We start from the raw sequence: 12,813 nt of genomic DNA, 5'->3' as shown, positions 1-12,813 counted from the left end.
GCAAAGAAAGAGTAGACAGATGGCAACCATCACCGTGACTGATGACAACTTTGAGGCTGAGGTCCTGAAATCAGACAAACCTGTGCTTCTTGACTTCTGGGCGCCATGGTGCGGCCCGTGTAAGATGATTGGCCCGGTTCTGGAGCAAATCTCCGGCGAGCGTGACGACATCGTCATCGCCAAGATGGACATTGACGAGAACCCGGAAACACCAACGTCATTTGGTGTGCGCTCTATCCCGACCATGTTGATTTTCAAGGGCGGCGAAGCCGTGGCAACCACCATGGGTGCCAAGCCGCGCGCGCAGCTTGAGCAGTGGATCAACCAGTCGATCTAAGGCTGGCGACAGTTTGCTAGGAAAAGGCGCCCCTTTGTGGCGCCTTTTTTGTAGGGGGGACAATGGAATATCTGGCGCTCATTTTTGTTCTGACCGCTGTTCCTTGGGCGGCTAGATTAATTGCACCGGACCATGACAGTGGAGGGCCGTTTGTGCTGGCTGCGCCGATCATCGGCACTGGTGTATTTCTGTACTTGGAATACCTGCGCGAAGGCCACTTTGGCGTATTCGCTATTGTTACATTTGTAGGTGCTTTCGTAGTGTCGTGCATCGCATTGGTCGCCCTGGAGGGAGGTCTACACGCAGTACGTGCTGACTGGTGGGGACTTCCCGCAGAGCAGCGAAGGCACTTCACGGGAATGGGTGTGGCGGTTGTTATAATAGGCGGCTGGATCACGCTTGAGCCCGGAATTTCGCGCGACATAGATTTTCGGAACGCGGTTTATGATGGGCTGTATCAAGATTCGGTACAAATAGCGGAAAGCTATTTAGAGGCGCAGGGTATCGCCATTCCTAACACGAAACCGAAGATGATTGAGCATCAAGACGATCCGCTCAAATTCACGGTGGTGTATGAAACGCAGAGGGGTGAAACGCTGGCGGTTGTTGTTTCGCTCCGCACCGATGAAGCGATTGAACTCAAGTAGCGCAGCCGTCACGCGGGCAGTTCGCCGGTCATCCTGAGCACATTGCCTGCGAGATAGAGGGAGCCGCCGATGAGCACAAAGGGCGGGCGTTCGGGGTGCGCGCGCTCGGTGATCATCTTGAGGGCTGAGGGCACGTCCTTGGCGACAATACCATTGATGCCTACGTCGGTCGCGGCGGCAGCAAGAAAGCCGGGTTCGGCCGGGTCTTCGTCGCATTCGATGGGAACTGCGATCACATGGTTGACGATGCCTGCAAGCGGCTTCAGGTAGCCCTTTGCATCCTTCCGGTTCAACATGCCGATGACAAGTGTGATGGCGCGTTCAACCGGGTCTATGCCGGTCAGGAAACTGCGAATTACCTGCCCTGCTGCCGGGTTGTGGCCGCCATCAAGGTATAGCGAGGCCCCGTCCGGGAGTAGTGCGTTGAGCTGCGTGCCCGAAAGCTCTTGCAGCCGGGCAGGCCAGCGCACCCAGCCCAAGCCCGCGCGGATGGCGGCATCCGGGATGGTGATGGCCTTCTGTGCACGCGCGAGGGCAATTGCCATTCCCGCGTTAATCATCTGGTGTTCACCCGCAAGGCTTGGGGCGGGCAGTTCAAGTTCGCACCGTCCGTGGGTATAACGAAAACTGCCGCCCTTGAGGTGCGGCAACACATGCCAGTCTTCATCAAATACCTGCGGCTTCAGGCCAAGATCGGCCGCGCGGGCGCGAATGACGCCCATAGCCTCGCCCGTCTGTGGGCCAATGACTGTGGGTGCCCCGGCTTTCATGATGCCCGCTTTTTCGCCCGCGATTGCACCCAACGTATTCCCGAGGAAATTTTCATGGTCCATGCTGACGGAGGTGATGCCCACAGCGGCGGGTTTATCGATCACATTAGTAGCGTCCAGCCGCCCGCCAAGGCCCACTTCAAGAACGCACAGGTCTGCGGGGATACGCGCGAACGCAAGGAAAGCGGCGGCGGTGGTGACCTCAAAAAACGTGATGTCATCCCCGTCGTTGCGTGCCTCGACTTCCTCAAGAAGGGTGGTGAACTCTTCCTCGCCGATGACCTGCCCGGCAACCCGGATGCGTTCGGCAAAGCGCACGAGGTGTGGGGAGGTATAGACATGCACACGGTGCCCGGCGGCCTCGGCAATGGCGCGCAGGGTGGCCACCGTTGAGCCCTTGCCGTTGGTGCCCGCCACATGAATGACCGGGGGTAACTTTTTGTGAGGGTTATCCAGCTTTTCAAGCAGGCGGTACAGCCTCTCAAGTGACAGGTCGACCTCAACCGGATGCAGACTTTTGAGGCGCGCGAGAACCTTGTCGCTGGCCGAAGTGTCCATGAACGTTCCTCGCGCGCGCGGCGTGTTATTATTCTGCGGCTTTTTTCCGGTGACGACCGCTCATCAGCATCGACAGCACGCTGCCCAGTTTCTCTGCCATTTCATGACGGTGCGTTACCATGTCGACCATGCCATGCTCCTGCAAGTATTCAGAGCGCTGGAAACCTTCCGGCAGTTTCTCGCGGATAGTCTGTTCGATCACGCGAGGGCCGGAGAAGGCGATCATCGCGCCCGGTTCTGCGATCTGGATATCACCCAACATGGCGTAGGAGGCTGACACACCGCCAGTTGTCGGGTCGGTCAGTACCACAAGGTAGGGCAGACCTGCGTCGCGCAGCATCTGCACCGCCACGGTCGTACGCGGCATCTGCATCAGCGAGAGGATACCTTCCTGCATGCGGGCACCACCGGACGCTGTCATCATTACCATGGGGGCGCTGATTTTAAGCGCATGTTGTGCGGCGGCAATGATGCCTTCGCCCACGGCCATGCCCATGGAACCGCCCATGAAATAGAAGTTCTGAACCGCGATCACCGTGGTTACGCCGCCCACCTTGCCAACAGCTGCCTTGATGGCGTCTTCGTCACCTGTGGTGTTGCGGGCGACCTTCAGGCGGTCAGTGTATTTTTTTGTATCGCGGAACTTGAGCGGGTCCTGGTTTACCTTCGGCATATCGATAAGCTCATAAGTGCCATTGTCAAACAGGGCGTCGAAGCGGTCCTTGGGCGGCACGCGGTCGTGATGGTCGCAGTGTGCGCACACATACTGGTTGGCGATGAATTCCTTCTGGAAGATCATCTGCCCGCAGCTTTTGCACTTGTGCCACAGGTTATCCGGCGTTTCCTTCGGATTCAGGACTTTTCTCAGCTTCGGTTTGACATAATTGGTGAGCCAGCTCATGCGCCTCAACCCCTTCTCGTTTTGTGCTTACCGTTTTGCCTTGCGAACACCGTCCGCCAGCTTTCTGGTGAAGGTCAGCACGTCTTCAGTCATGCCCTTTTTGGGCTTGTTGTCATTGTCCAGCCCGCCTTCGATCAGGGATACGATGGCAGACCCGACGACGGCCGCGTCAGCAATACTCGCGACATCAGCGGCCTGTTCAGGCGTGCGGATACCGAATCCGACAGCAACTGGCAAGTCTGTATGCGTTTTAATGCGCGCGACTGCCGCGCTGATGTCGTCTTTGGTGGCGGACTTGCCGCCGGTGACACCCGCAACTGCCACATAATAGACGAAACCGCTCGCGCCGGAAAGGATTGTGGGCAACCGCGTGTCATCGGAGGTTGGTGTTGCGAGGCGGATCACATCAATCCCGGCCTTGCCTGCGGGCACGCGCAGTTCCTCGTCTTCCTCCGGCGGCAGGTCAACAATGATCAGGCCGTCCACGCCCGCCGCCGCGGCGTCAGCTGTGAAACGGTCAATGCCGTAGGCGTAAACCGGGTTGAAATACCCCATCAGAACGAGCGGCGTATCAGCGTTGACTGCACGAAACCTGCGCACCATCTCAAGCGTTTTGATCATCGATCCACCCGAGGCCAGTGCGCGCTGTGCAGCGCGGTCGATGGCAGGGCCGTCTGCCGACGGGTCGGTAAACGGCATGCCCAGTTCGATAATATCGGCCCCAGCGTCCGGCAGGCCCATGACAATCTCAAGCGAGGTGCCAAAATCCGGATCGTTTGCGGTTACGAAGGTGACAAAAGCGGCACGGTTTTCTCCGGCCAGCCGCTCAAAACAGGATTTCAGTCTGCTCATAACGTTTCCTGTCTCAGATTTCTGCGCCAAGGGCGTCTGCCACGGTAAAGATATCCTTGTCGCCACGACCGGACATGTTCAACACACACAGATGCTCTTTTGGAAGTTTTGGGGCCATACGAATGATATGTGCAAGCGCGTGGCTGCTTTCAAGCGCGGGGATTATACCTTCTGTGCGACAGCACATCCGGAAGGCGTCGAGCGCTTCCTTGTCGGTTGCGGAGACATATCTGACCCGCTCGTTTTCATGCAGCCACACATGCTCTGGCCCGATGCCGGGGTAATCCAGCCCGGCGGAGATGGAATGTGCTTCGGTGATCTGACCGTCAGCATTTTGCAGCAGGTAGGTTCGGTTGCCGTGCAGCACACCCGGTGCACCACCCGCGATGGAGGCGGCGTGCTGGTCTGTATCCACGCCGTGCCCGGCGGCTTCAACGGCGAACATGTCCACATCCGCGTCATCAAGGAAAGGGTGGAAAAGCCCGATGGCGTTCGATCCGCCACCCACACAGGCCACAAGGCTATCCGGCAAGCGGCCCTCGGCAGCCATGATTTGCTCGCGCGTTTCGCGGCCGATGATGCTTTGGAAATCACGCACCATCATCGGGTAGGGGTGCGGGCCCGCAACCGTGCCGATGATATAGAAGGTGTCATGCACATTGGTGACCCAGTCACGGAGCGCATCGTTCATCGCGTCCTTGAGCGTGGCGGAACCACTGGTTACCGGTTTTACCTCAGCGCCCAGCAGTTTCATGCGGAAGACGTTGGGTTTTTGCCGTTCAATATCCACGGCCCCCATGAAGACGGTACATTTGAGGCCAAAACGCGCAGCCACCGTGGCGGTGGCAACACCGTGCTGGCCTGCGCCGGTTTCCGCAATCACCCGGGTTTTGCCCATGCGTTTTGCCAGCAATACCTGCCCAATGGCATGGTTGATCTTGTGCGCGCCAGTGTGATTAAGTTCTTCGCGTTTGAAATAAACCTTGGCGCCGCCAAGTTGCTCCGTCAGACGCTCGGCAAAATACAAGGGGCTTGGCCGACCGATGTAAACCCGGTTCAGTTCATCCAGTTCGCGCAGATATTCCGGGTCCTTGATCGCTGCCCGGTAGGCGGCTTCCACTTGATGCACGAGCGGCATCAGGGTTTCAGAGACATAACGCCCGCCATATTTGCCAAAATGCCCCTTTTCATCGGGGCCGGTGCGATAACTGTTGAGGACCATGATTTTACCTTACACTCGAGAATAAGTCGAAGACTGTCCTTATACGTGCCAACTTACCTAACGGCTTTTGCAGCGCGAAGAAAGGCCTCAATTTTTTCACCGGATTTCTGCCCCGGTGTGTCTTCAACGCCGGAGGATACATCAACGGCATGTGCGCCGCTTTCAGCGATCGCGGCTGGCAGGTTCTCCGCAGTCAGCCCGCCTGCCAAGAGCCATGGGTAAGAAAGCTTTTGATCCGCCAGTATATGCCACGGGAATGATACAGCGTTGCCGCCTGGCAAGGTGGCACCTTTGGGCGGCTTGGCGTCAAAAAGTATGGCATCGGCATGGGATGCAAAAGCGTCAGCTTGCGCAAGGTCCGCGCGTTCGCTAACCCCGACGGCTTTGATAACAGATACACCCAGGCGGTTCTTGAGTTCGGACACCTCATGCGGATATTCGTCGCCGTGCAGTTGAACCCAGTCAAGATCGAGCGCATCAACGGCGGCCTCGATGAAATTATGGTTGGCATTCACAAAAACACCAACGCGTTCGGCCCGTTTGGGCAGATGACGGCGCATGGTGAAAGCAGCTTGCAAGGTGACGTTTCGCGGCGAGGGCTCATAAAATATGAAACCGAGCCAGCGCGCACCATAAAAGGCGGCAAGGTTGGCGTGTTCGGCGGTCGAAAGACCACAAATCTTGGTATGAACGGCCATAGGTTTTCTCAGGCTGCGTGGGTGTGGGGTTCGGGGAGCCACAGGCGAATGAAGCGACCTTTGCCGTCAGTCTGCGCGCCAACAACGATCAGGACAATATCAAGCAGCCAACCGATGCCAAAAAGTCCCATTGTCAGAAAATACAGGACACCTGTGATCCAGCGGCCAATATAAAACCTGTGTATGCCAAAAAAGCCGACAAAAACAGCAAGGAACAGCGCCACCAGCCTGCTTTTGGGAGAGTAAGTCGCGGCATAGGCTTCGCTTTGCGTACGGAAGGGGGCGACATCCGCAGCTGCCGCGTCCACGCGTTTCTTGCCTTCCCCCTGAAGGGCCGCCACAGCGTTGGTGATTTTCTGTGCGGCGGCTTCTTGAAGGGCCATAACATCATCGCCCGCCAGGTTGAAGCGTTCCGACCATAAGATTGAAGCGGTGCGGTCCAGAAGCTGTACCGCGATACGGTAGCGGTTGTCCTGCATGCGGATGCTGCCTTCAAGCACCAGATGTGCGCCCAACTCACGGGCAATCTCATGCGGCTCAAGCCCACTTTCCGCCAGTTTCTCGGTCGATCGTTTGGCGGGAATGCCGAAGCCAACGGCCTGCAGGTCGGCGATCAGGTCTTCCACCAGGCCGTCCCGAAAATGGGGGGGCAGGTCGCCCATTTCCTTGAAGGGCATCACCGCAATGGCTTTGCGCCCGCCATATTCCGGTGATGGCGGTGCGGCATCAATGAAACCAAGCGCGGGCATGCTGGACAACGATGGGTCTTCGCCGTTCTTGCGTGCCGCGCGACGTTGCATCATGGTGCGGCCATTGGTGACCAGAAACATGGTCAGTGCCGACAGCGTGCCAATACCGCCCAGCAGGTCGGCATTGGCTTCAATCCAGGTAATGGCCGTTTCAAACATCCCCGTCGTGCCTTCTCTAGCCCCCGGGGCGATAGATCACGCCGGGTCGTCACTTTCGTGAAGCGGCGCAAATTCGGCATGTTGCCGGGTCAGCGCCGCGCCTGCTGCTTTCATCAGGTCTTCACCCAACAGCATACCGCTATTCCATGTTGCAACATAATCAAGGCCATCTGCAACGGTGTGATCGCGTGCATGATTGAGTACCGCTTTTGTACCACTGACCGCAAGGGGACTTTTACCTGCAATTTGCCCGGCGATGTCGAACGCAGCCTTTAGCGTCATGTCCTTGTCGTCATGCACATGGTTGACAAAGCCAAGCCCCTTGGCCTCACTGGCGGGCATCTTGCGGCCTGTGTAGGCGAGTTCCTTGAGGATGCCGAGCGGTAGCAGGTAAGGTGCGCGTTGCAGTGTGCCAAGGTCGGCAACAATCGCGACATTGATCTCCTGAATCGAAAACCACGCCTCCGAGCTGGCGATACGAATGTCGCAAGCCGCGATAAGGTCTATGCCGCCACCGACACACGCGCCGTGAATGGCGGCGATCACTGGTACGCGGCAGTTGTCGACAGCATTGAAGCTATCCTGCAGCCATAAAATATGACGGCGGAGTTTGTCGCGCACTCGCGCAGGGTCACCCTCTGCCGCACCCAGTACATTGCCGCTTTCCTTGAGGTCAAGCCCGGCGGTGAAGTGCTTGCCGTTGCCTGAGAGCACGATGGCGCGCACGTCGGCATCGCCGTCAAGAGCCCTGAAGGCTTTGCCCATTTCCGAAAAGAAAGTGCCGTTCATGGCGTTCAGCTTGTCGGGGCGGTCCATCGCCACATGGGCGACATTATTCTCTATTGTGACTTCAAGCGTTTCATACGTCATGGCATGCCTCCCCGATGTTTGCCTTGAGGTAAATATTGGGCGAAAGCGCCGGAAGGCCAGCCTGGATTAGCGGTATCGCTTGACAAGCTCGGCATATGTTTTGGCCTTTGCGAGATCTTTACCCATACGCCCTTTTTCAAACCAGTTTGTGACAAACTTTTTAGCGCTGCGGTTTTCAAGGGTGCGGTCAAGAAAGTCGAGCACGGTTGAGGTGTCGGTATATCCCGCACTCAGGTCAGCACGCAGCTGGCGGGTCAGCCCCCAGAACCCTTCGTCGCCAAGAAGGTCATGAAGCACGGCGAAGGCAAGTGTGTTTATTATGTCCGCTTCCGCGTCGAAACCCTCGATGGTGAAATCAGTCAGGGGTGTTTTGCCCAGCTTTTCGTTCTGGGCCTCAAGGGCCAGCACTTCCCCAAACAGTTGCTCTTTAAACACAAGTATGTCGGTTGAGGGTGTATTTGAGGCGAGAATGAAACGGTCAACACCGTTTGCCCAGTGGCCGGTACTGTGGGACGGATTCAACAGCCACATGTCCCGCACAGCGCCGCGCACTTTTGCGGCAAAGTCTGTATCCCCTGTGAGGGTGGCGGCGTCAAACATACTGTCTTCGACATAAATCAGCCCTTCGCTGTGGCCACTACCATATCCATCAGGTACCGACAGAATGGTCAACATAGCATCGCTTTTCGGCGCGCCAAGTTTTCGGGTCAGGCTGTGAGCATATGTCTGGACAGCGGTGGCGATGTTTGTCGCCGCTGCGGACTGCCCACCACGATAAGCGGTGGAGATGCCGCTATTGCGGCCTATATCATAGTCGCCGATGGCAAGGGCAAGCGGGCCGGTCGGTTGTGTGCTTTTCAGCTCAAAATTGGTCTTGCCGCTATTGATGGTTTTTTCCGCGAAGGCAAGGTTGCCGACGACCTTCTGGTTCCCATTGACCTCGACAAAGGCCACCTGATGGAACGGCTTGCCATGCCATGCCGCTTCAATCGCCTGCATTTCCGGGCGGGCAAAAACGGGATAGGCGAATCCTTGGGCCCGCAGCATGGTAAAAGTGGGGTGCAGCACCTCACGCGATTGTGGTAGCCCCACGAGCGAAAGGTCTTCTAGCGAACCGGCATAATGAATGACAATTTCCCGACGGCTATTGTGCTTGAGCGGGCTTGCGAGCGTAATGTCCACAGCGTTGAGCCTGAGCGGTTCTCTGCCTGCAATGTGGGCATTGCGATTGCGTGTTTGCAGCTTTCTGCCGCCGGCGCCCAGTACCTTGCTTACCTGCAGGCCCGGGTTCAACAGGATTGTCACTTTTTCTAGCGGCGCATCGCCCTTGTTGCGGAAGCTCACCTGATAGGCAGCGAGCATCTGTGCCCTGTCCGGGCTGGCGTCGAGATGCAATTTGGTAATAAGCGTACTGTTCAGAAGCTCAATATTGTCGTTTGCGTTGGCGAGATTGCCAGTGGAAAAAATAACAAAAATGAAAGTGATAATACGCGTTACACCAAAACCCATCCGCATCCCAAGCCCCATTTTATAGTGTAATATAGTAACAATTCAGGATTTAAGCCGAATAATTCGGCGTGGTCAAGCCGCACCTAGTGGGTGGGGGCGCAGAAGCCGGGGATGAGGGTATCTGCAATCTCTGCAGCGGCTTCCACATGGGCGATATCAACATTCAGGCCATAGATGACGCAAGTCAGTTTCCTGGCCCCTTCTGTTACCGCGGTGCGGTGGCTGTCCGAATAGGGGCTGCCGAAGGGACCGGCTTCATCCTTGAGGATTGGCAGGCCCTCAAGGTTGACTATGCCGCGACCGATGCCCTCATACGCCTCTCCCGCGTCGCCAATGGTCAGGCGAATTTCACCATCGATTTTGCCGGTATCGTAACAGCCGACCGGGATTCCGGTCATCAGGGACACGAGGTTGCCACTGTCGACCACGTTATTGACCTTGTATAGCCCTTTGCCGGCAATCACCCGGCGGGTGAGGCTTTCGGAAGAGGGGCGGTAACGGCTCGGGTCTTTCCCGCATACCTTGAAAGCGGCACGAATGTTGGCAATTACAGGGTCGGTTGACGCAGCTTCACCCATTAGTTCTTCCAGCCTGAGGCGCGCGCCGTCCGCGACCGCGTTGACGAGGGCTTCCTCGCTTTCCCGCACGCCGATATCGAAATCGAGCATGCCCACATGGACAGCAAAACCAAGTTCCTGAAAACGCGGGTCGATCGTAAAAGCCATAATTTCCTCATGCGACGGAATCATCCGCAGCATAAAGCTTTACGGTAATGGCCGAAAGGGCTCAGACCTGCCGATGGAGTTTTGGTGCCCTTTTTTCAAACGCACCATCAAGATAGTGATCAACGATCCGGTCGTTATAGACTGTGTAGATCGTGTGCAAATGTTCCGGTCGCCAGTCGCGGGAGGGCCAGAGCTTGCCGGTGGTTTTATGGGCGTGTTTTTTGATCTTTTCGCCGCGCGCCAGTTTCTCAATGAGGTCGGGCAATTCCTTGGCCAGTTTCAGCACAGCGCGGGCCGCGAGGTCATGCAGTCCGTCTCCGCGCACAAGGTCTGCCGCGCACTGATGCACAACATCCCCGGCGTCAAGCGCAGTGGTAAGGTCATGCACGGTCATGCCGGTCATCTGGGGTTCCAGCATATAACTTGGCCAGAAGTGAGTGATGGCGCCCTTGTACCAGGGGGACAGGCCGCCATGAATATTCCAGCGCTCGCCCACCACACAGTCCAGCGTCTCGGAGCTCAGCATATGGCAACCATAGCTCAACAGCAGGTCTGGTTTATGGTGCGACAGCAGTGCCTGCGTTTCCTTACCGTTGAGCGCATCCATCGTGGTGTCATGGCGGGGTATGTCCGGCCATTCCAGAGTGCCAAAATGTCTGGCTTCGCAGCCTTCACGTTTAGCGAAATGGTGCCGGAACAGGGTTTTCAATGCCTCGCTCAGGTGTGCGGGTGGTTCTGGCACAAAGGCGTCGCGCCGTTCGCTGATGATTGCGGTCAGGTGGCCGGTGCTGGCAAGCGCGCGGGCGATATAGCTGTGACGCGGGTGGTCGCCGGTGATGAAGACAACTTTCATGGCGCCAGCGGCTCCGCATGGAAGGACAAGAGGTTTTCAGCCTCAAGCCTTTCAATAACCGGCCGAAGGTCCTCCATGCTGCATTTGCAGATGTCGGCCATATCGCTGACGCTGTGGCGCCCGTCCGCGAGGTTCAATATCCACATCATGCGCTCCAGCCGCACACGGCCGTCTTCAACCGTGTCGGTTGAGGTACGGCGTGTGCTGTCTGCGTTCAAATTGGGATAAAGGCCCCGTTTGCCAAGCTGTGGTTCGCCATAGGGCGACAGGTTCACCGGCTTGCCGCCCATCTCAATCAGTTGCAAGGCGTTCTCGATGGTATCGACACCTTTCACAAGCCCCGCCACATCCATGAAGGTCTTGTCGTCCAGCGAATTGTGGTAGCCGTCATATTCATCATAAGCCGACCGCGCCAGTTGCCCCATGGGCAAATTGAAGCCGGGCGCACAATATTGCCGCTCGTCACTACCGCCAACGGGCGTGAAGTCCGTATAGCTGATCGGCAGCGGCGAAAACTCTTTGCAGTCATGGAGGCGCCGCATGATGGTATCAACCGATGAAGTGCCCTGCCTGCTGGCCTTGTAGCGGATGCGCGGCATGTTCCCGCCGATACAGGTGACAATAAAGCCGGCTTCAAGCTTCGCTTTCAGATGCTCATGATAGCGGGACAGAAAGCAAAGCGAGCCAATGGTCTCGGGGTTGAGCACGAAACGATAGCTGTAGCGCCGCCGCTCCCACTTGCTGAGGCGGCGATAGAGCGCCAGCAGCGCCAGCGGCCCACTCAGTTCATTGTTGGCAAGTGAGGGGTGGCAGAGGTAGCTTGTCAGCATTATCTCCCGCTCGCTCTCCCCCGGCAGCACACAGGTGGCAAAGGGGACACCGCCGTCATCGCGGAATTCGCTTTCGATCAACACACGGTACTTGCCCGCCTTCAGCGCTGTGCGCCTTTTGTGCGGCAGGCAAAAGCCCCAGGTGCGCTTATAATAGCTGGTCACATAGGGAACAGCATCCGGCAGGTCGGGCAGGCTGAAAAGATGCGGCTCCAGTTCATCAAGGCTGAAGCTGGCGTCGATGGGTTCTGAATAGTTGACGACCGAGAGGTTGCTCACGTCCGTGTCGCATATTACCTCACCGGCCGGCCCCCAAAGGCGCGCGCGCCTGCAATGCCATTCAGGCGGCACCGTCCAGTCAAACACCTTCGACCCCGTGGGCACTTTTTCTGTCTCAAGCGGCATAAACTGCCGGAAATAGTCAATCGATGCCTCAAGCCCTGGCCCGGTGATGGACCGGAACATGGGGAAAAGCGCATCAAATGCCTTGTCGATCAAGGCATGATCTGACGGAAATTTATCAAACATATCCGGTCCCTTGTTGCAAACAGGCTAGGCATAAGCAAAAGCCGTGCCGCGCCAGACCATGCGCGACTATAGTCCGGCTAAAGCCGGTGAGATAGCCAAATGGCAAAACTGGTGGTGGTCCCGACCATGCTTTCAAGCGTGCGGTCCAACAGCCTTGGCTTGCCACGGTTTATCAGCGCTTCGTCCCGGTGGGCGGCTTCATCTTCGATGATGGCATGCACCGCAGCATGTAATTCGGCATCATGCTGCGCGGCCCAGTCAAGCTGTTCCACAAGGTGATTGAAGACATTCCGCTCTACAGCGATGGTACAGCTCCAGATGCCGCGTTCGCCAAAAAGTGCGGTGATAAAACCAAGGAAATAACCGCCGATCGCCCAAAGCCACAGGGCGTGGCAAGTGCGGCTTCCGCGCTTCCTGGCCAATTTGTCGAATATGGCGAAATGCTCTTCCTCATGGGTTTTCATATGTTCAAGGTCAGCGGTGCATGGCCAGTCCATGAGCCGCGCGGCGGTTATCTGCGCGCGATAAATCTGCATGGCACCATACTCGCCTGCATGATTGACCTTCAGGATGGTTTCGGAGGTGTGGGTCATGATGTGAGCATT

14 protein-coding genes are annotated in these 12,813 nt (G+C 57.2%); 2 read left to right on the top strand and 12 right to left on the bottom strand.

Annotated features, from left to right (window positions below; genetic code table 11):
* Window positions 1-19 precede the first annotated feature (19 nt).
* On the top strand, window positions 20-337 hold the full coding sequence (gene trxA / locus OEU85_RS13960) for a thioredoxin (RefSeq protein WP_262692118.1): 318 nt from the start codon (window positions 20-22) through the stop codon (window positions 335-337).
* A gap of 62 nt (window positions 338-399) precedes the next feature.
* On the top strand, window positions 400-984 hold the full coding sequence (locus OEU85_RS13955; RefSeq protein WP_262692117.1) for a hypothetical protein: 585 nt from the start codon (window positions 400-402) through the stop codon (window positions 982-984).
* Window positions 985-992: 8 nt separating this feature from the next.
* On the opposite strand, the gene OEU85_RS13950 is transcribed toward OEU85_RS13955, so the two are convergent.
* The 12 genes from OEU85_RS13950 to OEU85_RS13895 form a co-directional block, all read right to left on the bottom strand.
* Entirely contained in the window at window positions 993-2,312 is a 1,320-nt protein-coding gene (locus OEU85_RS13950; RefSeq protein ID WP_262692116.1) for a bifunctional folylpolyglutamate synthase/dihydrofolate synthase, read from the bottom strand.
* A gap of 28 nt (window positions 2,313-2,340) precedes the next feature.
* Window positions 2,341-3,213 (bottom strand): acetyl-CoA carboxylase, carboxyltransferase subunit beta, encoded by an 873-nt coding sequence (gene accD / locus OEU85_RS13945; RefSeq protein WP_262692115.1) that lies wholly within the window; start codon window positions 3,211-3,213, stop codon window positions 2,341-2,343.
* 27 nt (window positions 3,214-3,240) lie between these two features.
* The gene (trpA, locus tag OEU85_RS13940) at window positions 3,241-4,065 is read right to left on the bottom strand and encodes a tryptophan synthase subunit alpha (RefSeq protein ID WP_262692114.1); all 825 of its coding nucleotides are present in this window, start codon (window positions 4,063-4,065) and stop codon (window positions 3,241-3,243) included.
* 13 nt (window positions 4,066-4,078) lie between these two features.
* Window positions 4,079-5,287 (bottom strand): tryptophan synthase subunit beta, encoded by a 1,209-nt coding sequence (gene trpB, locus OEU85_RS13935; protein ID WP_262692113.1) that lies wholly within the window; start codon window positions 5,285-5,287, stop codon window positions 4,079-4,081.
* Between the two features lie 53 nt (window positions 5,288-5,340).
* A complete protein-coding gene (locus OEU85_RS13930) occupies window positions 5,341-5,985 on the bottom strand; it encodes a phosphoribosylanthranilate isomerase (protein WP_262692112.1) in 645 nt (214 codons plus the stop codon).
* Between the two features lie 8 nt (window positions 5,986-5,993).
* Window positions 5,994-6,893: an NINE protein gene (locus OEU85_RS13925; protein ID WP_262692111.1), complete on the bottom strand. Its 900-nt coding sequence runs from the start codon at window positions 6,891-6,893 to the stop codon at window positions 5,994-5,996.
* Between the two features lie 36 nt (window positions 6,894-6,929).
* Complete coding sequence (locus OEU85_RS13920; RefSeq protein ID WP_262692110.1) at window positions 6,930-7,763, bottom strand: crotonase/enoyl-CoA hydratase family protein; 834 nt, start codon at window positions 7,761-7,763, stop codon at window positions 6,930-6,932.
* Window positions 7,764-7,829: 66 nt separating this feature from the next.
* Window positions 7,830-9,278 carry a M1 aminopeptidase family protein gene (locus OEU85_RS13915; protein WP_262692109.1) on the bottom strand — a complete coding sequence of 483 codons (1,449 nt, stop codon included), beginning with the start codon at window positions 9,276-9,278 and terminating at the stop codon, window positions 7,830-7,832.
* A 77-nt stretch (window positions 9,279-9,355) separates the two neighbouring features.
* Complete coding sequence (locus tag OEU85_RS13910; RefSeq protein WP_262692108.1) at window positions 9,356-9,997, bottom strand: B3/B4 domain-containing protein; 642 nt, start codon at window positions 9,995-9,997, stop codon at window positions 9,356-9,358.
* A gap of 61 nt (window positions 9,998-10,058) precedes the next feature.
* Window positions 10,059-10,850, bottom strand: a complete 792-nt coding sequence (locus OEU85_RS13905; protein ID WP_262692107.1) for a formyltransferase family protein — start codon at window positions 10,848-10,850, stop codon at window positions 10,059-10,061.
* Window positions 10,847-12,208, bottom strand: a complete 1,362-nt coding sequence (locus OEU85_RS13900) for a DUF4910 domain-containing protein (RefSeq protein ID WP_262692106.1) — start codon at window positions 12,206-12,208, stop codon at window positions 10,847-10,849. Before OEU85_RS13900 ends, OEU85_RS13905 begins: the two co-directional genes overlap by 4 nt.
* A gap of 77 nt (window positions 12,209-12,285) precedes the next feature.
* Window positions 12,286-12,801: a demethoxyubiquinone hydroxylase family protein gene (locus tag OEU85_RS13895; RefSeq protein ID WP_262692105.1), complete on the bottom strand. Its 516-nt coding sequence runs from the start codon at window positions 12,799-12,801 to the stop codon at window positions 12,286-12,288.
* Between the last annotated feature and the right edge of the window lie 12 nt (window positions 12,802-12,813).

This window comes from Kordiimonas aestuarii, from assembly GCF_025574465.1.
Classification (GTDB): domain Bacteria; phylum Pseudomonadota; class Alphaproteobacteria; order Sphingomonadales; family Kordiimonadaceae; genus Kordiimonas; species Kordiimonas aestuarii.
This window is presented reverse-complemented; position numbering and strand designations above follow the sequence as displayed.

Excerpts from the sequence above, each read along its gene's own strand:
- trpA (WP_262692114.1), bottom strand. The coding sequence starts at position 4,065 with ATGAGCAGACTGAAATCCTGTTTTGAGCGGCTGGCCGGAGAAAACCGT.
- OEU85_RS13910 (WP_262692108.1), bottom strand. The coding sequence starts at position 9,997 with ATGGCTTTTACGATCGACCCGCGTTTTCAGGAACTTGGTTTTGCTGTC.
- OEU85_RS13895 (WP_262692105.1), bottom strand. The coding sequence starts at position 12,801 with ATGACCCACACCTCCGAAACCATCCTGAAGGTCAATCATGCAGGCGAG.
- trpB (WP_262692113.1), bottom strand. The coding sequence starts at position 5,287 with ATGGTCCTCAACAGTTATCGCACCGGCCCCGATGAAAAGGGGCATTTT.
- OEU85_RS13930 (WP_262692112.1), bottom strand. The coding sequence starts at position 5,985 with ATGGCCGTTCATACCAAGATTTGTGGTCTTTCGACCGCCGAACACGCC.
- OEU85_RS13950 (WP_262692116.1), bottom strand. The coding sequence starts at position 2,312 with ATGGACACTTCGGCCAGCGACAAGGTTCTCGCGCGCCTCAAAAGTCTG.
- OEU85_RS13920 (WP_262692110.1), bottom strand. The coding sequence starts at position 7,763 with ATGACGTATGAAACGCTTGAAGTCACAATAGAGAATAATGTCGCCCAT.
- accD (WP_262692115.1), bottom strand. The coding sequence starts at position 3,213 with ATGAGCTGGCTCACCAATTATGTCAAACCGAAGCTGAGAAAAGTCCTG.
- OEU85_RS13915 (WP_262692109.1), bottom strand. The coding sequence starts at position 9,278 with ATGCGGATGGGTTTTGGTGTAACGCGTATTATCACTTTCATTTTTGTT.
- OEU85_RS13900 (WP_262692106.1), bottom strand. The coding sequence starts at position 12,208 with ATGTTTGATAAATTTCCGTCAGATCATGCCTTGATCGACAAGGCATTT.
- OEU85_RS13905 (WP_262692107.1), bottom strand. The coding sequence starts at position 10,850 with ATGAAAGTTGTCTTCATCACCGGCGACCACCCGCGTCACAGCTATATC.
- trxA (WP_262692118.1), top strand. The coding sequence starts at position 20 with ATGGCAACCATCACCGTGACTGATGACAACTTTGAGGCTGAGGTCCTG.
- OEU85_RS13925 (WP_262692111.1), bottom strand. The coding sequence starts at position 6,893 with ATGTTTGAAACGGCCATTACCTGGATTGAAGCCAATGCCGACCTGCTG.
- OEU85_RS13955 (WP_262692117.1), top strand. The coding sequence starts at position 400 with ATGGAATATCTGGCGCTCATTTTTGTTCTGACCGCTGTTCCTTGGGCG.